This is a genomic window from Chondrinema litorale (assembly GCF_026250525.1).
Lineage (GTDB): Bacteria > Bacteroidota > Bacteroidia > Cytophagales > Flammeovirgaceae > Chondrinema > Chondrinema litorale.
Map to the genome: position 1 here is coordinate 3,086,339 of NZ_CP111043.1, position 22,718 is coordinate 3,109,056.

The following is a 22,718-nucleotide window of genomic DNA, read 5'->3' on the forward strand; positions in this document are numbered from 1 at the left end:
TGGAATGAAAGAAGTAGGAAGTGATTAAATGAAAAAAATAAGAGAAATCCTTTAAATGCACATTGAATTATAAGAATTTCTCTTTGGGAATGTAGTTCATTTTCAGGCTTTTTGTTTTAATTCTTCGAAGAATAACTTGCAAGCCTCGCCCGGATTAGCTGTTTTCATAAAGTTTTCGCCAATAAGAAAACCATTAAATCCATATTTTTTTAGATAGTGAATATTCTCTACAGCACTAATGCCACTCTCAGAGATTTTTACCTGACCAGCCGGAATTTCTTCCTGAACTTTTACAGAAGTTTCAATAGAAACCTCAAATGTTTTTAAGTTTCTGTTGTTGATGCCCACAACATCTACAAACTCATTGTAATAGTCGTGTAACTCTTCAACATTATGAACTTCTAGTAAAACTTCCAGATTAAGACTCTTCGCCAGTTTAGCCAGATTTTTTAAAGTATCCACTTCTAGCGCAGCCGCTATCAGCAACACAGCATCAGCTCCAATACTTTTGGCTTCGATGATGTGGTATTCTTCTGTTGTAAAATCTTTTCTAAGAACAGGAATGTTTATTCCTTTACGAACAGCCATTAAATCAGCAGTGCTACCACCAAAAAACTCATTATCGGTAAGTACAGAAACTGCACTCACACCAGCCGCAGCATAAGCTTTGGTAACTTCTTCGGGTGTTGCTGTACCGTTTATTAGCCCTTTAGATGGAGACCTTCTTTTAAACTCAGCAATAATTCCGAAAGGAGTATTGGTAAGATGCTTTTTTAATGAGAATGTTTCTCTTGGAAAAAGGGCAGAAGTTTCCAGTTCTTTTACAGAAACCGCTTCTTTTCTTGCCCTTGTTTCCTCTATTTTATGCGCAACAATTTTTTCAAGTATGTCCAAATCGTTCTGGATTTTTAATTACTGAAATGAATAAATACACTGATTTGAGCTTGGCTCAACGAAAAATAAGATTTCTCTGCCTTCAGCTTCATTCATAATATCTATCATTTTATCAATACCAAAGTAGTGATAGAAGTTTCCAACTTGTTGTGCATTTGGGTATTTCTGTTGGTAAGTTTTCTCAAGGTCTGAGAACGTTTCTAAATCTTTTACGAATGTTGTCATGAGATTAATATGATTTATAAATGATTAAATAAATATTCTAAAAAAGAGTGAATTATTGATTTGTCAATTGTTTGAAAACCTGTAATGCTTTGCCCGATTCGAGCGACTCTTTAGCTTGGTCAATTGCTTCGTCTAAAGAGATTTGTTTATAGCATTGTATGGCCAAAGCTGCATTGGCAATTACTACAGATGTTTGTGCTTTTGTACCTTCGTTACTAATTACTTTTTTAAAGATTCCCGCAGCCTCATCAATAGAATCACCACCAAAAATTTCTTCTTGTTTTAGTTTATCCATATGGAATACAGAAGGAGATAAGATGGCTTCTTCTTGATTGGTAATCATTTTGAAATCGCCAGTTAGCGAAACTTCATCGTAACCATCAAGTGCGTGCACAATTGAGAATCTCTTATTAGTTTGCTGATATAAATAGCCATAAAGCCTTTGCAATTCCAAGCTGAAAACACCCACCATTTGCGCTTGTGGTTTAGCTGGGTTTACAATTGGTCCCAACATATTAAAGAAGGTTTTTACACCTAACTCTCTACGGATAGGAGCTACGTTTTTCATTGCTGGGTGGAATAAAGGAGCGTGAAGAAAGCAAATGTTACTTTCGTCCATCTGTTTTTTAAGTGCATCTATATTATTAGTGAATTTGTGACCAAAATACTCCAATACGTTAGATGAGCCTGAAACAGAAGAAACTCCATAGTTACCATGTTTGGCTACTTTTACTCCAGCACCTGCCGAAATAAATGAAGCCAATGTGCTTATATTAAAAGTGTTTTTTCCATCACCACCTGTTCCACACAAATCAATTACATCAAATCCATCAAACTCTACAGGTACGCATAATTCCAACATAGCATCGCGGAAGCCTTCTAACTCGCTTACTGTAATGTTTCTCATTAAGTAAACTGTGATAAAAGCAGCTACCTGACTGTTGTTATATTCGCCCTGAGCTAGTTTAGACAAGATTTCTTTTGCTTCGTCTCTGCTAAGTGTTTTGTATTCAAAAAGATGATTTAATATTTCTTTCATGATTAATTTTTTAGCCAGTTTAACAGCATTTTATCTCCATGTTCGGTAAGGAAAGATTCAGGATGAAACTGAACTCCTCTTACATCATATTTTTTGTGTTGTAAAGCCATAATTACACCTTCACTATTAGTAGCAGTAACTTCCAAAGTATCTGGCAAATCTTTGGTGTCTACTACCCATGAGTGATAGCGGCAGGTTTTAAATGTTTCTGGTAAGCCGTTGAATGTTACTTCTTTAGCAAGAATATTAGTGTCGGTAACAATTCCATGATATACCAAATCGAGGTTTTTGAGTTTAGCCCCGAAACTTTCTCCTATTGCCTGATGGCCTAAACAAACCCCCATAATGCTTTTTGTTGGTGCATAGGTTTTAATTAAGTCCATCATAATGCCGGCTTCCACTGGAATTCCCGGACCCGGAGAAAGTAAAATTTTATCATATTCATTGACCTTTTCTAAGTCAATTTTATCGTTTCTTTTTACTACTGGTGTGTAACCTAATTCCTTAACTAAGTGAACCAAGTTGTATGTAAAAGAGTCGTAATTATCGAGAATGAGTAATTTCATGTTTATGCTATCCGAGATGTTCTTTCCAAAATTTTAAAAACTGCTATTTTCACTATGAAATGCTAACGGCTATTTCTAATGCTTTTCTAAGTGCCATTAGTTTGTTGTTTACTTCGTCTAGCTCTTTTTCTGGAACTGATTTAGCAACCACACCGGCACCTGCTTGGAAGTGAAGTGTATTGTCTTTACTCAGGAACGAACGAATCATAATAGCTGAGTTAAACTCACCATTAAAACCTAGAAAACCGATACAACCTCCATAGTAACCTCTGCTAATGTTTTCGTATTTATCTATTAGTTCCATCGCTTTAAATTTTGGAGCACCCGAAAGTGTACCAGCAGGGAAGGTGTCTGCAACTACTTGTAAAATGCTATCTTTAGTTACATTACCAGTTACTTTAGAAACTAGATGAATCACATGTGAGAAATACTGAATTTCTTTGAAAGTACTTACTGTCACATTTTCTGCATTTCTACTCAGATCGTTTCTGGCAAGGTCTACCAACATAATATGCTCTGAGTTTTCTTTCGGATCGTCGAATAATTTGCGAGCCAATTCTGCATCTTGCTCATCGTTTCCAGTTCTTCTGAAAGTTCCTGCGATTGGGTAAATAGTAGCCTCGTTTTCTTTTACTACCAATTGTGCTTCTGGTGAAGAACCAAATATTCTGAAGCTACCAAAATCGAAATAGTATAAGTAAGGAGATGGATTAATGGAGCGCAAAGCTCTGTAAACATTAAAATCATCTCCTTTATATTTTTGAGTAAACCTTCTAGAAAGTACTATCTGAAATACATCTCCACGTTGACAATGGTAAATTCCTTTTTTTACAATGTCGATGTATTCTTGGTTTGTGAGGTTAGTCGTTTCCTCATCTTCTGTTTTGAAAGAGTGAGTTATATAACTTCTATTGGTCAATAAACCTTTTATTTTTTCTGTCTTACTCGGTACTTCGTGCCCTTCAACCTGATGCTCAATTAAATAAACTTCTTCGTTGAAATGGTTAACAGCGATAATGTAGCGGTAAACCTGATATAAAACATCTGGAATGTTTAGCTTCTCTTCTGGTTTGTTTTCAAAATCTATGTCTTCGTAGTACTGTACTGAGTCAAAAGACATATAACCGAACATGCCATTTTCTATAAACTTACCTGAAGCTGGCTGGCAATCAAAGCTTTTAGAGAATGTGTTGAGGCTATCTAAAACGTCTTCTCTGTTTTCGATGGTTTTATTTTGGATACCATCTGGTGTTTTTATGGTGATGTCTTTACCACTTGCTTCGAATCTGGCGATGGGTTCGCAACAGATATAAGTGAAGGCATTTTCATTACCGTGGTAATCTGAGCTTTCGAGTAGTATTGTATTTACAAAATGATCTCTTAGCTGTAGGTAGATACTGACAGGTGTGAATGTATCTGCCAGCATTTTTTGTAAGGTCGTTTTAAGTTTGTACATATTTAAATTTTTTATGAAATCAATAAAAAAGGGCTTTCTGGTAAACAGAAAGCCCTTTTTTAATCGAATGATTTTAAAATTTATATAATAGGATCCTGTTTACCCGCTATAAGTAAGTGCCAGTACCAAAACCAGAATCCATATGTTAATTTCTTATTCATATCTCAAAGCAAGGTATATGATATGAAAATTGCAAGGATTACCAATAAATTTTTGATGAAATTTTAAAATGAGGTAGTATCGTAATAAATTCATTTTTCAAATACAGATATGCGAGTTTATTGTACTTTTACGTACTATTTCCTTATTATAGATTTTAACTTTTTGAGCTTTGCGAGTAACTCCAGATATTAAAAATTTATTGGTGATAGATGTTGAAACAGCATCAGTAGTGCCTGATTACGAGAATCTTAATGAACGTTTTAAGCCGCTGTGGGATAGAAAAGCTAAGAAGTTTGATGCTGAAAGTGATCCTTCTGAAGTGTTTTCGAGCAGAGCTGCGCTATATGCTGAGTTTGGAAGAATTATATCTATAGGAGTAGGTTATTTTCATTTAAATGAAAATGAGGAGACTTGTTTAAGAGTAAAGGTTTTTGCTGGAAAAGATGAAAAGGAAATTCTGAACGATTTTAAACAATTGGTAGAAGAAAAGTTCGACCAGAATAAACTTACTTTTGTTGCTCATAACGGGAAAGAGTTTGATTATCCTTTTTTATGCAGAAGAATGCTGGTACATGGAATATCTCTTCCTGTAGTGTTAGACTTCTATAATAAGAAACCTTGGGAAATACCTCATGAAGATACCATGCAAATGTGGCGATTTGGTGAGGTTAGAAATTATACATCATTAGAATTACTTGCTGCACTTTTTGGCATAGAATCTAGCAAAACAGATATGGATGGAAGTATGGTGAGTGGAGTGTTTCACAAAGAGGGAGATTTGGATAGAATTAAAGAATATTGTCGAAATGATGTAATTGTAACTGCCCGCATTTATCTTAGGTTGCAAGTATTACCAGATTTAAAACCAGAAAATATTTTTAAAGTCTAATGGCAAAGTGGATTGAGAAATTAAAAACTAGGTGGGGAGTAAAAAATGGTTGGCAAGTATTAATTATTTTGATCGTGTTTGCTATTACGGGTTCTTCTACTGCAAAAATAACAGCATTAATATTTGATTATACAGGAAGAGATATTTCAACTTTACAGACAGTTGGCATATACTTTTTAGGCTTTCTTATTTATCAAGTATTGCTCATTACAGTTGGAGCGATTTTCGGACAATTTACTTTTTTCTGGAATTTTGAAAAACGGATGTGGGGGAGGATGTTTAAAGTATTTAAGCGCTAAATATATTTTTTGTAAAGCAGCTTTCTGAATTTATTTTTTCAAATTTCTCTTTACTTGTTATCATTGCTTCAATCAGCTTTTAACTATAATTTTTATTTTGAAGAAAGGACTTTTACATCTTTTTTTATTCCTCTTAACTTTTACTGCTACTACTTTTGCCGGTATGGAATGGACCGCAGGTAGGTTTATAACAATACCTGAAGGTGAAGATTGGACATTTCTTGAAGCTGTCTGGCGCTATTTGACAGATATAGAAAAGTCAGATTTAATTAAGGGTTTAACTTATTCGATTCCTTTTCTAACTATTCTTACATTTCATGAATTTGGCCATTATTTTACTGCTAAATACTATAAGCTTAAAGTAACATTGCCATTTTATATACCTTTTTGGTTTTTGGGATTAATGCCAGCAATCGGAACAATGGGGGCTTTTATCAGAATAAAAAGTATGATAAGGTCTCGCAAAGAGTTTTTCGATGTGGGAATAGCTGGTCCTTTAGCAGGATTTATAGTTGCCCTCTTTGTTATTTTTTATGGCTTTACTCATCTGCCTGAGCCAGATTATATTTATGAAATTCACCCAGAATACAAGGAGCTTGGTGCTAATTACGAGGAAGAAGCTTATAAAGACTTACCAGAAGGAGCCAATTTACAAATGGGAACCAACCTTTTATATGAGTTTTGTAAAGCATATTTAGTAGACGATCCTGCACGAATTCCAAATCCGCATGAGATTATGCATTATCCATGGCTGTTGGCTGGTTTTTTAGCATGCTTCTTTACAGCACTTAATTTAATTCCTATTGGTCAACTAGATGGGGGACATATTTTGTATGGATTAATTGGCTCGAAAAAACATAGGATTGCATCACCTGCTTTTTTTGTGTTATTTATCTTTATAGGTGGCTTGGGTATATTTTCTATCCAAGATTTTGTAGAAAACTTTGATTATAATATGCAAATGGTAGCTTTTTATCTACTGTTTTTGTTTTTTGTTTTTGACAAACTCAGCAAAAATAAATTGCATATTGTTCTTATAGTTTTTGGCGTATTTAGCCTCCAATTGCTGGTAAAATATATTTTTCCGGAGGTAATTGGTTTCAGTGGCTGGTTAGTTTTTGGCTTGCTATTGGGGAGAGTCTTAGGAGTGTATCATCCTGAAACTTATGAACGCAAACCACTGGATACCAAGAGAAAAGTTATAGGCTGGATTTCACTGATAATTTTTGTGATTTCTTTCTCTCCAGCCCCATTTATTATAACTTAAGTTTTTCTTTGCTGTTTATTTGTTTCTCGAATATAACTTCTTTGGTGATATGTCCTGTATCTACAAAATCAGGCATACCAAAACCATTTGCTGTTAATTCTCCAAATCCACAGTTATATACAAATTCCTGCACTTTAGGATGTGCATAAAGCGCAAATGGGAAGGTGTAACCTCTCACTTCTAAAATTCTGCCCTGCTTTATGGTTGTATAAATTCTTGCAAATTTTTTCTCTTTTTTGTGGATTTTATCTAAGTATATTTTGTCTGGAATGATCTGGAATTTGTAGAAAGATTCGATCTCCTGACTGGTGTAAAGTTTCGATCTTTCCATACGTAACATAGTAGATTCGTACAGAAAATCAGAAAACTTATCTAATGTAGGGTGGATAAACTCCTTGTTTTTTTCATTGCTGTCTGTATTTAGAACAACCAATGGAGATAGACACAAATATCTCATCGACTCCTTAAATTCTCTATCATTCACCTCTTTTTCAACATATATAGGCTCTAGTAGTAGATCTCCTAGTAATATGTTATCATAGTCAAAGAGCTTATTTATAAAATAATTGATAAACTCTTTATCGATGCTGCTGCAAACTAAAGTTACATATTTTGAGAAGTAATGAAGTCCTTCTCTTCCTACCTTGGTTTGACCTTTTAAGCCTGAAAAGTTGAAATTTTGGTTATCCGTTAGGTAGTCTTCTCCCACCACCTGCCTGAACAAAGCACGTATCTGTTTCTGATGATGAAAAGGAAGTACAGCACCCTTATTCTTAAGTTCAAATATGATTCGTATCCTCACCTTAAAAAAATTTAGGTCTCTCTTTAAAAATTTTCTATTGCTAAACGACTTTGCTTTACTTTTATGTTTTTACTATCAATAATCATGTGTAGGTGACTACTACCTGATGTTTCTTAAATGATTGATTAACATAAGAATTAGTCATTTAATGCAATGTTTATTCAAATTCTTACAAATACTAGCATCTCAAATGAGGCTATCTTCAAAAGTTTAATTGAAATCTGTTGCTGTTTAGTGCTATATTGATTGAGGAATACAAATTAAAATAAATTATTCATTTCTAAAAAAATCACAATTAATTCTCACTTTTGTTAAAAAAAATATTTTTTCATGGTATTCCTCTATAGATTTTTCTTTACTTCTAAAGAATATGTATTTGTAATAGGGAAAATGTTGTTTTTGAGGGTTTAGTATACTTATCCTTATGATAATTTATGGAATTATGAAATAATTTATTGCCGCAGTACTAGAATATAGTTAAACAGTCTAAGGTTTTTTGTGAATTAAAGCTAAACAATTACAATATTCGATGCTTTTCATAATAAAACATTATTATTAAAATTCCCAACGTCAATTGATTGTTATTTTACTATATCCTTACATTTTACCTATATCATTTATTTTGTCATATTAAATACTGAAGAAAGCTATTTTGCGGAAGAGAATTAACATTGTTTTTAGAAGTACTTTGGTACTTTTTACTTTTATGTGGTATAACCAGCTGGTTAATGCACAGGCACTAACTAAAATTTCTACTTCATCTGCTTATGAAAGATATGCAGAAGAAGGGCTGTATGCTATGTATAACTGGCAGTTTGAGAAAGCTGAAGATATAGCTAACTATTTTAAGAAATATCACCCAAGCCATCCAACAGGTTTTTTTCTTGAAGCTATGAGTATTTATTGGGAGAATTATCCTTTTGAAGAAGACAGCGAGAAATATAATAAACACATGGAGTTGCTTGAAAAAGCTAATGAACTTGCAGAAGAAATTTTAGAAGAGGATGAGGATAATGAAGATGCTATCTTATTTCAATTAATGTCTAAAGCTGTTATGATGAGAAATTATGACAGGTTTGGTAGAAGTATGAAAGCAGTAGGTGCGGCAAAAGATATGTACAAGCTGGTTCAACAATGTATTGAATTGAAAGATAGGTATATTGAGTTTTATTTTCCATCGGGTATATATAATTATTATAGAGAATACTATCCAGATCAGCACCCAGTTTACAAACCTTTCATGATTTTTTTTAAGCCTGGTGATAAGGAGTTAGGGTTACAGGAACTGGAAATAGCCGCAAAAAAAGCTGTGTTTACTAATCCAGAATCTTTAGAATACTTGGCTGATATCTACTTTCATAATGAAAATAAAAAGCAAAGAGGTTTAGAGTTGTATAGACAACTACATCAAAAATTTCCTGGAAATAAGCTTTACCTACTAGAATTTTTAGCCGTACTTAATAAAGCAGAGAAGTATAATGAGATGGATGCATTGCTTCAATCAAATAATTGGAAGAATCTAAATAACTTTTATAAAGCTGGTTTTGAAACCTATCGGGGAATTGTACTCCAACGGAAAGATCCTGATAGTACCAAGGCAAAACAGGCATTCGAAAACGCACTTTACTATAACAAAGATGTAAATTCTGACGGTAACAGGTTTTATTTCTATATTTACGATGGTTTAGCTAAGTACTGGAAAAGTATGGGAAATAATGAGTATGATGAAAAGTACAGCAAGCTAGCTAAAAAGTATAATTAAGAAAAATAGCCAATAGCTTATAGTTATTCATAGTATATGGGACTTCTCGATCAGAAATTTGGTAAAGGTGGTGTAGTTGTAACAAAAGTCGATGATTTAATTAATTGGGCAAGATTGTCTTCAATGTGGCCAATGGGTTTTGGTTTGGCTTGTTGTGCCATTGAAATGATGGCAACTTTTGCTTCTGGCTATGATCTCGATAGATTTGGTGTGTTTCCTAGAGCATCTCCAAGACAGTCTGATGTGATGATTGTAGCAGGTACTGTTACATTTAAGATGGCCGATAGAGTAAGACGACTGTATGAACAAATGGCTGAACCAAGGTATGTGATTTCGATGGGAAGTTGTTCAAATTGTGGCGGACCTTATTGGGAACATGGTTACCATGTAGTAAAAGGTGTTGATAGAGTAATTCCTGTAGACATTTATGTGCCTGGTTGTCCCCCAAGACCAGAGGCTCTTATTGGTGGTTTTTTGAAATTACAGGAAAAAATAAGGAAAGAAACATTAATGGCACCAACAGCTTTGGAAACTTTAATGCAAAAAGAAAAAGTATAAAGTATGTCCGAATTGATTCAGAAAATAGAAACTATTATTTCAGATAATCTGGGAGTAGATATTGTAACTGAAACCTTTTCTGGTAATGTAGATGAGTATATCTTAATAGAACCTGAAAAACTTGTTGAAGTTTGTCTATTACTAAGAGATCATCGGGAGCTTTATTTCGATATGCTTTCTTGTATTACAGGAATTGATAACCAACCAGAAGAAGAAAGTTTGGAAGTTATTTATTCATTAAATTCCATTCCATTTAATTATCGCATTAACCTAAAAGTTAAACTTCCTAGATCTACAGAATTGTTACCTGTTTTGCCTTCAGTAGTTAGTGTTTGGAAAACAGCTAATTGGTTAGAGAGAGAAGTGTATGATTTATTAGGCATAAAATTCGAAAATCACCCTGATTTGAGAAGAATACTTTTACCTACAGATTGGGAGGGCTACCCACTAAGAAAAGACTACAAACTGCAAGAATATTATCATGGTATTAAGGTGAGGTACTGATCGTGTGTTTCAGTACCTTTAATTAATTTAATTCCTACAATTAATCCTATCCAAAATAGGCTATATAAGCGTTCAATAGTACTCAAAATTTGAGTTTATAGGGAGAATTTAGATGTAATGACATTATACGTCTTGCGGTTAATTCTCGTTTACCTTGCATTCAGATCAATTTCATTTTTTATGAAAAAAGTGTTTAGCAGGTTTTCTCTTTTTACCTTAAGAGGTAAAATTTTTATACTAGTAGGCTTATTTATTTTTTTTCTTATTGTATTTAGTTCAATTATCATTTTCAGACTTAACAGAACTACAAGTATTAATGAGAGACTAACTGAGCTACATATTCCTATTATTAGAGCGAATAAGGAGATTCTTAATGCTATAGATAGAAATATGGCATTACAGAGAGCCTATATAATTACTGAAAATAAAGATATAGTAAAAGAAAGAGAGCTTAAATGGGATACCTCAGTAAACACCGCAATTAAAGATCTGGAAAATGCTAAAGAAATATTAGAAGCTGATAGTATTGTTCAAAAACTAGATTCTTTGGAGGAGTATCTGTATCAGTATGGCAGAGTACAGCGCAAACTGGATGAGATGATCACCAATAAAATAAAAAAAACAGCTAATCTCCAAAATGTAACAGATACTGTTTTTGCACTTGCTACTCTTCAAGCAAACAGAGATTTTTCAGCAGAAATAGGTCCATTTATAACCAATGAGGTAATTGAGTTAGAGGGTCATATTATAACTCTAATTACAACTATTATAGAAGAACAAGAAAACGAGATGGCCATTGATATGGTAAAAAATGACGACAACATCTCTTATACAAGTTATTTAACTTTATTAATTGCCGTAATCGCTGCAATTGCAGGAGGTTTAATAGCTCGTTCTTTTTCAGTTTCACTATTAAAAGCCGTAAACAAACCAAGGCAATTGCTAGATCAATTAGCTTTAGGAATTATTCCTGAAAGTGTAGAAGAAACCTCAGATGAGTTAAACCCAATTATTCTTGCTGGAAATCAGGTGAAAGAAATGCTTAAAGAAGCCAGTAAATTCTCTATTGAAGTTGGTAATGGTAACTTTAAATACAATTTTAAACCTGCTAGTGAAAACGATTATCTTGGTAATGCTTTGGTAACTATGAGAGATCAATTAGATGATCTTGCTGAAGAAGAACAAAGAAGGGCTTGGACTAGTGGTGGTATAGCCAATTTTGCTGCTATATTGAGAAGTAACAATAAGAGCCTTTTAGAAACTTGCGATCAGGTATTATCAGAATTAATTAAATACATAGAGGCTAACCAAGGTGCAATATTTATGCATAATAATGAGCAACCAGATAACCAGTATTTGGAAATGGTATCTTGTTATGCTTATGATAAAAAGAAATTTTTAGAGAAGAAGTTAAAAGTAGCAAAGAAGTTTGGTGAAGGTTTGGTAGGACAAACATTTATCGAGAAAGAAACAACTGTTTTAAAAGATGTACCTGAGTCATATGTTAGTATAAGTTCAGGTTTAGGTAAGCAGAAACCTAATTTCTTGCTTATTGTGCCTCTTAAGCTGAATGATACTGTTGAAGGTGTGCTCGAGATTGCTTCATTTAAAGAACTTGAAGGTTATAAAATCGAATTTGTAGAGAAAATAGCAGAGAGTCTTGCATCAACGGTATCAACATTAAAAAGTAATCAGATTACCCAAACGCTTTTAATTGATGCACAAGAAAGAGAGGAGCAGTTTAATGCTCAAGAAGAAGAGATGCGTCAAAGTCTAGAAGAGCTTTATGCTACTCAAGAAGAGATGTCGAGAAAGCAAGGTGAATTGATGCAATTAAAAAATAATTTAGAAACTGAAGTTGTTCAGAAAACACAGAATCTAACTAAAGAGAAAGAAGCATTTGAAGAAATTGCTTCAGCAGTGCCAGGAATGATTTTCCAGCTTGTTTTTGATGCTGATACCCAAGCTACATTTAAAATTGTAAGCGAAGGAGCTTATAAACTTACTGGAATAGAAAAATCTAAATTTAAAACACTCAATGATTTTGACGCCTTACTTGATGAAGAAAGTAAAGAGTCTTTTAAAGAAATATTAAATACTGCAATTTCTTCAGGAGAGGATATAGAATGGGATGGATGTCTTATAGTGGGGGAAAATATAAAATGGATAAAATTATTAGCAGGAGTAAATAAGGCAAATAATGAAATAACCATAATAAGTGGAGCAATTACAGATATTTCTCTTTACAAAGAAGAAGAAGAAAAATATAAAATACAGGCAATGATTCTCGAAGAACACGAAAATGAGAATCGAAAAGCTTTAGAAGAAATTGAGCTACATAAAAAGCAAGTTGAAATTTTAAACTCCAGATATGAACGTGCGTCAATCATTAGTAATGAAAGCATTATTGAATTAGTTGTAGATGTTAATGCTGAAAGGTTAAATAATGATATACCTGTGTGGTTATCAGCAAATTTTGTTGAAGTATGCTCAATTGAGTTTGAAAACCTGCCAAGTACTTTAAACGAATTAAAAGCACTTATCTCTGAAGATACTGTGGAAAGCTTCACGCAATCATTGGAGAAATACCTTCTAAAAGAAGAGAATACAGAAAGTTTTGCTTGTAGTTTTAAAATGAAAACTAAAGATGATAAAGTAAAAGAATTTAAACTAGAAGGAATTTGTGAAAAAGAAGAAGATCAAAATGAAATTAGATTCGCAGGAGTAATAAAACCAGTTAAAGAAGCAATTAATAAACCTGTTGCAGAAGGTGATTCTATTTCAAATTCAGATTTAATCAACACTTATCAATTTCATTTAGTGTTTGAGAAATCAACTGGTAAATCTTTTATTAAAAATTTAGATGAAGCCCTTTATCTAAAAACAGGTTATACAGATGGTGAATTGAAAAATATTTCTATTGAGAAATTGCAAGAATATTTCATTCACGAGTCGGGAACTTCTTCTTTTGCAGAGTACTTACATATATGTTTCGAAGCTGCAGAAAAAAGTTCATGGTTAGGTAAGTTAAAAGCAAGTTCTAAAGATATATCAGTATTAGTAAAGGCAGAAAAAACAGCAGAAAACCCTGATGTAATTGAGATAAAAGGAGTTATAATCGATCTATAAAAAGCGAGTGGTTTGTTAAAAACTATAGCTTTTTGTTAAAACTAGAAAAAATAGGTAAAAAATAACTTCTTTTGCACTAATCTAAATCCTAATCAGAATTGACATAAACCATATTGTATTTTGCAAAACAGACTAGTTAAATTTTAGTTTGAAAATATAAGTGTGTTTTATCAATTTTACTTTTTCTTTTAGGAGAGAAATATTTAGTTAAAGTCAGATATTTTGAAGAAGTTTTATTTATTACTCTACAGTTCAGTTTTTTTATTAGCACTTACAACTCTAGTATCTTGTAGTGATGATGATTCCATTGAGACTTTTGAGTTAGAAGAGAATTCTCCCATCATGACTTATCTAGATGTTTCTACACTATACAGTCAAAACTCTACTGTGAGGCTTAAAATTGAGGCTCCTCTTCAGTATAAATTCAAGAGTAGAGACGAAGAATATCCCAAAGGACTTTATGTTGAGTTTTATGATTCATTAGGTCTCAAGACCACAACCCTAGAGGCTGATAGTGGTTATTTTAAAGCATATGACGAATCTTATTCTGTACACAGAAATGTAGTAGTTGTAAATGAAGAAGAAGGTCAAACTTTAGAAACCGAAGTTCTTTATTGGGATAAAAAATCTCAAGAAATTTTTACAGATAGCATCACTCCTGTTAAAATTACAACTCAAACAGAAGTAATTAACGGTAATGGATTAAGAGCAAAACAGGATTTTAGTGAATTTAAAATTACCGGAGGAGTTACAGGAATATTTACTATTCAGGAATAAATTATATGAATTTCAAAGTTATATTGCTTTCTATTGGGGCAGTATTTTTTATTATAGGTGTTCACCAATCTTTTTATTTTGGTATTCAGGCAAGTTATTGGGCTTTCATGATTTCAGGTGTGTGTTTCCTTTGGGTACAATACATCAAGAAGAAAGAGGAGGAAGAAGAAAAAAAATCTGCTGGAACCAATAAAAACCCGAAAAATAGAAAGAGGAAATGAAATCGCAGTAGAAATAATTTTTTAATCAGACAAGAATAAGGTTTACTTTGGCTTTACAAGACATAAATACTCAATCGCACGAACCTTTAGCACTTGATAATTTTCTGACAACTTTCAGTGAAGATAGCTTTTATCAGTCTGCTCTTCATCAAATATTTAAAAGCCCCGAAAAAAATATCAATCTTAAAGGGTTTACAGGTAGTATGGATGCAATTTTTGCAGCAATTACCTATAAACAAGAAAAAGGAAATCACCTTTTTATTTTACATGATAAAGAAGAAGCTTCTTACTTTCACAACGATTTACAGAATCTACTTCCCAATGTAGAAATATATTTTTTCCCTACATCTTATAAAAAACCATATCAGCTTACTGAGGTAGAAAATGCTAATGTTTTACAGCGAGCAGAAGTATTAAATCAGATAAATAAAAAATTAAAAGCAGGGAATCTAATAGTAACTTATCCAGATGCATTAACTGAAAAAGTAATTAATCAAAAGTCTTTGCTTGAAAATACACTTACTGCAAGAGTAGGTGAGAAGGTTGATGTTTCTTTTATAGTTGAGCTACTTAGAGAATACGATTTTGAACAAGCTGATTTTGTTTATGAAGCTGGTCAATATGCAGTGAGAGGAGGGATTATCGATGTATTTTCTTATGCTAATGAAACTCCTTATCGATTAGAGCTTTTTGGTGATGAGATTGAGACAATTCGTAGTTTTGATCCAATAACTCAACTTTCTACCAATTCGCATGAAGTTGCAGCAATTATACCAGATGTACAAACAAAACTGTTACATGAAGTTCGTGAGTCATTTCTTAAATTTATACCATCAGATACATTTATATGGATAAAAGACTTACAACTAACTACTGATACCATTGCAGAATACTTTGCAACTGCACAAAAGGATTTTAATAAGATTCTAAAAAAAAGTGGTGATACACAGGTAATACAAAACCCTGAAGACTTATTTGAACTTCCAGAAGAGTTTAACACAATTTCTCAAAAGTTTAAATGTCTTGAATATGGAAACAGGTTTTACCTGAAAGATGCAGAAGTAGTAACTTTTGCAAGTAAACCTCCACCTTCTTTTCACAAAGATTTTAGCTTATTGACTGAAGAGCTTGGCAAAAAACAGTTAGATGGTTTTTCAACTATTATCACTGCTGAATCTCCCAAACAGTTAGAAAGAATAAAGTTAATATTCGAAGAAATTAATCCTGATACAGCTTTTAATGAATTGAATATTGGTTTACGCTCTGGCTTTGAGGATACAAACTTGAAGTTGGCATGTTATACAGATCACCAAATTTTTGAACGATTTCACAGGTATTACGAGAAAAGAAAATTTTCTAAGACCAAGGCAATTACCTTAAAAGAGCTTAAAGAGCTTAAGGTTGGAGATTATGTAACACACTCGGATCATGGAATTGGACGCTTTGGGGGAATGGAAAAAGTGGAAAATAATGGAAGACTACAAGAGGCAATCAGGCTTATTTATCGAGATGATGATATTCTTTTTATTAGTATCCATGCACTTCATAAAATTTCAAAATATTCTGGGCAAGAAGGTAGAACTCCTCAGGTTAGTAAATTAGGTTCTGTAGAGTGGGAGCAGAAAAAAAGGAAGGTTAAGAAAAAAGTTCAGGACATTGCCAAGGATCTGATAAGGCTTTATGCTAAGAGAAAAAATGCTCCGGGTTATCAGTTTTCGCCAGATGGATACCTACAAGCTGAGTTAGAATCTTCTTTTATTTATGAAGATACTCCAGACCAAGGTAAAGCAACGGAAGAAGTAAAAGCAGATATGGAGCTGCCCCATCCAATGGATAGGTTGGTTTGTGGGGATGTAGGATTTGGTAAAACTGAGGTTGCAATAAGAGCAGCATTTAAGGCTGTATGTGATAGTAAGCAGGTTGCTGTTTTAGTTCCTACAACTATTTTAGCCGCGCAGCATTATAGAACTTTTAAGGAGAGACTATCTAACTTACCATGTGAGGTAGAATATATTAATCGTTTTCGTTCTACTAAACAGATTAGAGATACATTAAAAAGAGTAAAAGAGGGAAAAGTTGATATCTTAATTGGTACCCATAGAATAACCAGTAAAGATGTGGATTTCAAGAATCTTGGTTTAATGATTATTGATGAAGAGCAGAAATTTGGTGTAAAGGTTAAGGAAAAGCTTAAAGAGATGACGGTAAATGTAGATGCACTTACTCTTACAGCAACACCAATTCCAAGAACACTTCAATTTTCTTTAATGGGAGCGCGAGATTTATCTGTAATCGGAACTCCACCACCAAATCGCCAACCAGTTACAACTGAGCTACATACTTATTCAGATGAATTTATAAGAGATTCTGTAAGTTATGAGCTCAAAAGAGGAGGTCAGGTGTTTTTTGTACATAATAGAATTAGTGATATTGAAAGTATTGCCAACAATATTATTCATTTAGTTCCTGATGCTAAAGTTGCTTATGCTCATGGTCAAATGGAAGGGGCTAAACTAGAAAAAATTATGATGCGCTTTATTGAAGGTGAATATGATGTATTGGTTTCTACTAATATCATTGAATCTGGTTTGGACATTCCAAACGCAAATACTATTATAATTAATAGAGCACATAACTTTGGTCTTTCAGACTTGCATCAAATGCGTGGTAGAGTTGGTAGATCTAATAGAAAAGCTTATTGTTACTTAATTACACCAAATACAATCAATCTTACTGCTGATGCAAGAAAAAGATTGAGTACTTTAGAAGAGTTCTCTGATCTTGGAGATGGTTTTAAAGTGGCTATGAGAGATTTAGATATACGAGGAGCAGGAAATCTATTAGGAGGAGAACAGAGTGGCTTTATAACCGATTTAGGTTTTGATATGTACAATAAAATACTTGAAGATGCTATTCAAGAAATAAAAGAAACTGAATTTAGAGAACTTTTTAGTAAAGAAATTGAGTTATCGGCACAAGAGATTAAGGTTGATTGTAATATTGAAACCGATTTTGAAATACTTATTCCTGAGACTTACGTTAGTAATATCTCAGAGCGTTTAAATCTCTATATTAGTGCAGATGCAATAAAAAATGATTCAGAATTAGATAGGTTTAAGACTTCTCTAACTGATCGATTCGGACCGATTCCAGATAGTGTTCAACTTCTTTTTGAGACAATTAAGTTGAGATGGGTTTGTGAAAGGCTCGGAATTGAAAAATTAGTTTTAAAAAATGATGTTTTTAAAGCTTATTTTGTTAGTCATGAGAATGAAAAGTTCTATAATTCTGATTACTTTGGAAAAGTTTTATCATTTGTGAGAAAAAATCCTAAAATATGCAGGCTAAAAGATGCTAAAAAGAGGGTTATTTTAATAATAAATGATATAAATTCAATAGATCAAGCTATGAAAGTAGCCGCAGAAATGCTTAATATTTGATTTAGGTATAATTCTTGAAAAGGTTACTAATAAATTTAAACAAATTGCTGTTCTGCTAATTTTTTCGAAGCAATAAATAGCGCATCACATAGTTAGTTGTTTAGCGAGAATCAAATACCTCGAGTTTTAAAAAAAATTATATCATGAACAAAGTAAAGAGCTTTTTTTACATCTCTTCTTTGCTGTTAGTCGGCGCAATCTTTATGACTGGTTGTGGGAAAAAGAACGACTTTCCTACATCATCAAACCCTGGAAAAAGAAGTTCTACTACAGGGATGGCTTACAACGGTAAAGATGAGAATTCATTCGGTGTTAGGAAATATGAAGGTCAACCGCTAGGACCTGGTTTAAGGTATGTTGAAGGAGGTAGAATTATTTTAGGCTCCTTTGAAGAAGACCTTTTAGGAGCAATGGATAACATTGAAAGAACTGTAACTGTTAACTCATTCTATATGGATGAGACTGAAGTAGCAAATATTCACTGGTTAGAATATCTTCACTATGCAAGAGATTCAGGTCAACAGTATTACGAAGAGGCATTACCAGATACAACTGTGTGGTCTAAAGATTTGGCATTTAACGATCCATATGTAGATCATTACTTCCGTTATCCTGGTTTCAGATATCACCCAGTTGTTGGTGTTAACTGGTTGCAAGCTAAAAACTACTGTGTGTGGAGAACTACAATGGTTAATAGAAACCTTGCTTTAGAAAGTGGGACTGATGAGGAAATGTCAGCTGTAGAAGCTGGTGAAAGAATTCCTTTAGAGTCAGGTATTGTTGTACCAAACTATAGACTTCCAACTGAAGCAGAATGGGAATATGCAGCACAAGCATTAATAGGTGTACAAGAATACGATGAAAACCATAGTCATAGAAGAATTTATCCTTGGGATGGTCACTCATTAAGAAATCCTTACGGTGATGAAATGGGAACTTTTATGGCGAACTTTAAGAGAGGTAGAGGTGACTATGCAGGTATTGCAGGTAAATTGAATGATGGTTCAATGATTACTGACTGGATATTTGCTAATCCTCCTAACGATTACGGTTTATATAATATGTCTGGTAATGTAAGTGAGTGGGTCGAAGATATTTATCGTCCTCTTTCTCACCAAGATGTTGAAGACTTAAACCCTGTTCGTAATAGTGGTTTCCTTGATGATGCTAGCTGGGATTATGTATATGACAAACCTCAATGGACTACTTTTATAGATAATCATGTAAGAGTTTATAAAGGTGGTTCTTGGAAAGATGTTGCATACTGGTTATCTCCAGGTACAAGAAGATATCTTGAAGAAGATTCTGCAACAGCAACTATTGGATTCAGATGTGCAATGATTAGTGCTGATGGTAACACACCAGAATCTAGATAATGTTAAGATATAATTTGTTTATATAATATAAAGCCTCAGTTTTCTGAGGCTTTTTTTATTTTATACTATTCTTATTTCTCCATATTTTTATTGAAACATCTTATTCATTAGATTAAAGTGTTAATTATTTAAACTACATTTTAAAGAATAAGATGAACAAACTGTACTATTACATTACCATTTTGGTTGTGTTTTTTTCTGTGATCCATTCCCCTCTTCATGCTCAGAAAAAGAAAAAACAAGAAGAAAAAATACAACTTCCAGATGCCGAAAAATACAAAGGATTAAAATTTAGGAATATTGGGCCATTTCGTGGTGGAAGATCAGTAACTGTTTCCGGTGTTAAACAAGATAAATTGACTTATTACATGGGAACTGTTGGCGGAGGTATATGGAAAACTACTGATGCTGGTATAACTTGGAAAAATATCACAGATGGTCAGTTAAATTCAAGTTCAGTAGGAGACGTTGCAGTAGCTGAATCTGATCCTAATGTTATTTATATAGGAATGGGAGAGCATGCTATTAGAGGTGTGATGACTTCTCATGGAGATGGTGTTTATAAGTCTACTGATTCCGGAAAAACTTGGAAAAATATTGGACTGAATAAAACCAAACATATTTCAGATATTATTATCCATCCTGAAAACCCAGATATAGTTTATGTAGCAGCTCAAGGTGCAGCTCATGGTCCATCAGAAGATAGAGGGATTTATAAAACTGTTGATGGAGGTGTTACATGGCAAAAAGTATTTTATGTAGATGAAAATACAGGGGCTTCAAGTTTGTCTATGGATATGACTAACCCAAGAATTCTGTATGCAGCAATGTGGGAGCATACACGTTTCCCCTGGAAAGTTAAAAGTGGGGGAGCAGGTTCTGGGCTTTACAAATCCACTGATTCAGGAGAGACTTGGGAAGAACTTACAGAAGGTTTGCCAGAAGTAATGGGAAAAATTGGAGTATCAGTTTCCAGAGCAAACCCTGAAAGAGTTTATGCAAATATTGAAGCAGAAGAAGGAGGTGTATATAGATCTGATGATGGAGGAAAAAAATGGCAATATATAAACAAGTCTAGGGTGACTCAAGCTCGCTCTTGGTATTATATGGAGGTATTTGCAGATCCTGTGAATGAAGATGTAGTTTATGTTTTAAATGCTCCTGTACTTAAATCCGTAGATGGTGGAAAAACTTTTCAACCTCTTGCTGTACCTCATGGAGACAATCATGATTTATGGATTCATCCTGAAAATAATCAAATCATGATCAATGCGAATGATGGCGGGTCTAACATTTCATTTAATGGTGGAAAAAGCTGGTCAACACAGCAAAATCAACCAACAGTCCAGTTTTACAGAGTAACTACTGACAACCAGTTTCCTTATTTTGTTTATGGAGGACAGCAAGATAATACCACAGTTGCCATTGCAAGTAGAACTGAAAATTCAGGTATCGGATGGAAAGATTGGTATCCTGTATCTGGTGGTGAAAGTGCATTTATTGCATTTAATGAAGATAATCCAGAGTTAGTTTATGGTGGCAGTTATCAAGGTAATATTTCAGTATTTGATAAAAAAACAAATGCTACTAAAGATATTATGGCTTATCCTGTAGTTGGTTTGGGGTCAATTCCAAAGGATATGAAGTACCGTTTTAATTGGAATGCGCCAATTATTATGTCGCAACATGACAAAAAAACAATTTATCATGGGGGAAATAAAGTTTTAACAAGTATAGATGGAGGGCTAAGTTGGAAAGAAATCAGCCCAGATTTAACAAGGAATGATACAACAAAACAAGGTGAAGGTGGAGGCCCTTTTACAAATGAAGGTGCAGGAGGAGAGAATTATAATACTTTAACATATATGGTTGAATCACCGCATAAAGCTGGAGTAATTTGGACAGGTAGTGATTGCGGATTGGTTTATGTAACTTCAGACAATGGAAAAAACTGGAAAAATGTCACTCCTGAAGGCTTGCAAGAAGGAATTATAAATTCTATTGAGGTGTCACCACATAATCCATCTGTAGTCTATATTACTCACCTAAGATACAAGCTAAATGATTACACTCCTTATGTTTATAAGTCTGAAAACAATGGAGAAACATGGAAATTGATTACCAATGGATTTACTTCTGAAGATTATGTTAGAGTAGTAAAAGAAGACCCAGTAACACAAGGCTTATTATATGCAGGTACTGAAACAGGCTTATATGTTTCGTATAATGGAGGAGATAATTGGAAAAAATTCCAACTGAATTTACCAATAAGCCCTATAAATGATATTACCACCAGACAAAATGATTTGGTAATCGCAACTTCAGGTAGAGGTTTCTGGATTTTGGATGATATGAGTGCCTTACAACAAAGTGATGGAGTATTAGCTGATGTTTCGATAAAATTGTTTGCTCCAAAACCAACATATAGATTAGATGCTCCAATTCCACCAGAACCAGTTCCAGGCTTTGGACAAAACCCCCTCAATGGAGTTATCATTGATTATTATCTAAAAGAGGAAATCAAAGAAAAAGATAGCACGCTTATCACATTAGAAATTTTAGATAAGACCGGAAAGATTATTAGGAAATACGATAATAAAAAAGATGAAAACTTTAAGCCTTATGATGGTGGTCCAGCTCCTAAGCAACTTTTGCCAACTAAGCAAGGGGTAAATAGGTTTGCATGGGATTTTAGACGAGAAGGAATTCCAAGTATTCCAGATGTATTTGTTATGGGAGATTACCGAGGGCACATAGTGGCGCCAGGAGAGTATCAAATTAGATTGTTGCTAGGAGATGAGGTGCAAGTTGTTGAATGTGAAATATTACCAGATCCAAGGTTAGAAGTTTTACCATCTGACTTTGAGGCTCAACAAGATATATTAATGTCGGTTGAAGAAAGTGTAATTGATATACATAAGTCTGTTAATATGATGCGAGATGCTAAAAAACAGGTTGAGAATATCAATAACTATTTGAAAGATCTTGATGGCACTGAAATTTTACTAGATACAGGAAAGAATATAATTTCAAAAATTGAAGCTTGGGAACAACGATTAATTCAACCGAAACAAGAAACTTTTCAGGATGTAATTAATTTCAAAAATCAATTAAATGCAGAGTTACTTAATTTGAAAAGCAGAGTAGACACACATGACCCAAGGCCAACTGAAGGAGCAAAAATTAGATTGAATGATTTGTTAGCTGAATGGGCAGAGTATAAAGAAGAAATGAAGCAAATTATAGATATTGAATTAGATGCATTCAATAAACTATATAAAGAAAGTGAATTACCTGCTGTTTTCTTAAAGACTGGAACAGAGAAAGAGCCAAAAGGGAATTAAAAATAAAA

The 22,718-nt window shown here is 33.4% G+C and carries 18 protein-coding genes; 12 read left to right on the forward strand and 6 right to left on the reverse strand.

Features of this window, described 5'->3' with window-relative positions; genetic code table 11:
- Nucleotides 1-102: 102 nt before the first annotated feature.
- The 5 genes from trpC to OQ292_RS12715 are packed head-to-tail and all read right to left on the reverse strand — an operon-like array spanning nt 103 to nt 4,180.
- Entirely contained in the window at nt 103-894 is a 792-nt protein-coding gene (gene trpC, locus OQ292_RS12695) for an indole-3-glycerol phosphate synthase TrpC (protein WP_284682506.1), read from the reverse strand.
- An 18-nt stretch (nt 895-912) separates the two neighbouring features.
- Nucleotides 913-1,119, reverse strand: coding sequence for a hypothetical protein (locus OQ292_RS12700; RefSeq protein ID WP_284682507.1), 207 nt, complete (start codon nt 1,117-1,119; stop codon nt 913-915).
- Nucleotides 1,120-1,171: 52 nt separating this feature from the next.
- Nucleotides 1,172-2,158, reverse strand: coding sequence for an anthranilate phosphoribosyltransferase (gene trpD / locus OQ292_RS12705; RefSeq protein ID WP_284682508.1), 987 nt, complete (start codon nt 2,156-2,158; stop codon nt 1,172-1,174).
- A 2-nt stretch (nt 2,159-2,160) separates the two neighbouring features.
- A complete protein-coding gene (locus OQ292_RS12710) occupies nt 2,161-2,724 on the reverse strand; it encodes an anthranilate synthase component II (protein WP_284682509.1) in 564 nt (187 codons plus the stop codon).
- Nucleotides 2,725-2,776: 52 nt separating this feature from the next.
- Nucleotides 2,777-4,180 (reverse strand): anthranilate synthase component I family protein, encoded by a 1,404-nt coding sequence (locus OQ292_RS12715; RefSeq protein ID WP_284682510.1) that lies wholly within the window; start codon nt 4,178-4,180, stop codon nt 2,777-2,779.
- A 331-nt stretch (nt 4,181-4,511) separates the two neighbouring features.
- Here OQ292_RS12715 and OQ292_RS12720 point away from each other — a divergent pair, with 331 nt between their 5' ends.
- The 3 genes from OQ292_RS12720 to OQ292_RS12730 all read left to right on the forward strand — a co-directional run bounded on the left by OQ292_RS12720 (nt 4,512) and on the right by OQ292_RS12730 (nt 6,797).
- The gene (locus OQ292_RS12720) at nt 4,512-5,231 is read left to right on the forward strand and encodes a 3'-5' exonuclease (protein ID WP_284682511.1); all 720 of its coding nucleotides are present in this window, start codon (nt 4,512-4,514) and stop codon (nt 5,229-5,231) included.
- Complete coding sequence (locus OQ292_RS12725; protein ID WP_284682512.1) at nt 5,231-5,530, forward strand: DUF6787 family protein; 300 nt, start codon at nt 5,231-5,233, stop codon at nt 5,528-5,530. The genes OQ292_RS12720 and OQ292_RS12725 overlap by 1 nt, the downstream gene beginning before the upstream one ends.
- Before the next feature lie 97 nt (nt 5,531-5,627).
- On the forward strand, nt 5,628-6,797 hold the full coding sequence (locus OQ292_RS12730) for a site-2 protease family protein (protein ID WP_284682513.1): 1,170 nt from the start codon (nt 5,628-5,630) through the stop codon (nt 6,795-6,797).
- On the opposite strand, the gene cas6 is transcribed toward OQ292_RS12730, so the two are convergent.
- Nucleotides 6,787-7,599 (reverse strand): CRISPR-associated endoribonuclease Cas6, encoded by an 813-nt coding sequence (gene cas6 / locus OQ292_RS12735; protein WP_284682514.1) that lies wholly within the window; start codon nt 7,597-7,599, stop codon nt 6,787-6,789. The genes OQ292_RS12730 and cas6 overlap by 11 nt on opposite strands.
- Before the next feature lie 652 nt (nt 7,600-8,251).
- Between cas6 and OQ292_RS12740 the strand changes: the two genes are divergently transcribed.
- From OQ292_RS12740 to OQ292_RS12780, 9 genes are all read left to right on the forward strand, one after another.
- Nucleotides 8,252-9,361, forward strand: a complete 1,110-nt coding sequence (locus tag OQ292_RS12740; RefSeq protein WP_284682515.1) for a hypothetical protein — start codon at nt 8,252-8,254, stop codon at nt 9,359-9,361.
- 36 nt (nt 9,362-9,397) lie between these two features.
- Complete coding sequence (nuoB, locus tag OQ292_RS12745; protein ID WP_284682516.1) at nt 9,398-9,919, forward strand: NADH-quinone oxidoreductase subunit NuoB; 522 nt, start codon at nt 9,398-9,400, stop codon at nt 9,917-9,919.
- 3 nt (nt 9,920-9,922) lie between these two features.
- A complete protein-coding gene (locus OQ292_RS12750) occupies nt 9,923-10,423 on the forward strand; it encodes an NADH-quinone oxidoreductase subunit C (protein WP_284682517.1) in 501 nt (166 codons plus the stop codon).
- Between the two features lie 180 nt (nt 10,424-10,603).
- The gene (locus OQ292_RS12755; RefSeq protein ID WP_284682518.1) at nt 10,604-13,552 is read left to right on the forward strand and encodes a GAF domain-containing protein; all 2,949 of its coding nucleotides are present in this window, start codon (nt 10,604-10,606) and stop codon (nt 13,550-13,552) included.
- 222 nt (nt 13,553-13,774) lie between these two features.
- Complete coding sequence (gene lptC, locus OQ292_RS12760) at nt 13,775-14,329, forward strand: LPS export ABC transporter periplasmic protein LptC (RefSeq protein ID WP_284682519.1); 555 nt, start codon at nt 13,775-13,777, stop codon at nt 14,327-14,329.
- Nucleotides 14,330-14,334: 5 nt separating this feature from the next.
- Nucleotides 14,335-14,550: a hypothetical protein gene (locus tag OQ292_RS12765; RefSeq protein WP_284682520.1), complete on the forward strand. Its 216-nt coding sequence runs from the start codon at nt 14,335-14,337 to the stop codon at nt 14,548-14,550.
- A gap of 47 nt (nt 14,551-14,597) precedes the next feature.
- Entirely contained in the window at nt 14,598-17,990 is a 3,393-nt protein-coding gene (mfd, locus tag OQ292_RS12770; protein ID WP_284682521.1) for a transcription-repair coupling factor, read from the forward strand.
- Between the two features lie 143 nt (nt 17,991-18,133).
- Nucleotides 18,134-19,366 carry a gliding motility lipoprotein GldJ gene (gldJ, locus tag OQ292_RS12775; protein WP_284682522.1) on the forward strand — a complete coding sequence of 411 codons (1,233 nt, stop codon included), beginning with the start codon at nt 18,134-18,136 and terminating at the stop codon, nt 19,364-19,366.
- A 152-nt stretch (nt 19,367-19,518) separates the two neighbouring features.
- On the forward strand, nt 19,519-22,710 hold the full coding sequence (locus OQ292_RS12780; RefSeq protein WP_284682523.1) for a WD40/YVTN/BNR-like repeat-containing protein: 3,192 nt from the start codon (nt 19,519-19,521) through the stop codon (nt 22,708-22,710).
- Nucleotides 22,711-22,718 lie beyond the last annotated feature (8 nt).

Excerpts from the sequence above, each read along its gene's own strand:
- OQ292_RS12700 (WP_284682507.1), bottom strand. The coding sequence starts at position 1,119 with ATGACAACATTCGTAAAAGATTTAGAAACGTTCTCAGACCTTGAGAAA.
- trpD (WP_284682508.1), bottom strand. The coding sequence starts at position 2,158 with ATGAAAGAAATATTAAATCATCTTTTTGAATACAAAACACTTAGCAGA.
- OQ292_RS12710 (WP_284682509.1), bottom strand. The coding sequence starts at position 2,724 with ATGAAATTACTCATTCTCGATAATTACGACTCTTTTACATACAACTTG.
- OQ292_RS12715 (WP_284682510.1), bottom strand. The coding sequence starts at position 4,180 with ATGTACAAACTTAAAACGACCTTACAAAAAATGCTGGCAGATACATTC.
- OQ292_RS12725 (WP_284682512.1), top strand. The coding sequence starts at position 5,231 with ATGGCAAAGTGGATTGAGAAATTAAAAACTAGGTGGGGAGTAAAAAAT.
- nuoB (WP_284682516.1), top strand. The coding sequence starts at position 9,398 with ATGGGACTTCTCGATCAGAAATTTGGTAAAGGTGGTGTAGTTGTAACA.
- OQ292_RS12750 (WP_284682517.1), top strand. The coding sequence starts at position 9,923 with ATGTCCGAATTGATTCAGAAAATAGAAACTATTATTTCAGATAATCTG.
- OQ292_RS12755 (WP_284682518.1), top strand. The coding sequence starts at position 10,604 with ATGAAAAAAGTGTTTAGCAGGTTTTCTCTTTTTACCTTAAGAGGTAAA.
- OQ292_RS12765 (WP_284682520.1), top strand. The coding sequence starts at position 14,335 with ATGAATTTCAAAGTTATATTGCTTTCTATTGGGGCAGTATTTTTTATT.
- gldJ (WP_284682522.1), top strand. The coding sequence starts at position 18,134 with ATGAACAAAGTAAAGAGCTTTTTTTACATCTCTTCTTTGCTGTTAGTC.
- OQ292_RS12780 (WP_284682523.1), top strand. The coding sequence starts at position 19,519 with ATGAACAAACTGTACTATTACATTACCATTTTGGTTGTGTTTTTTTCT.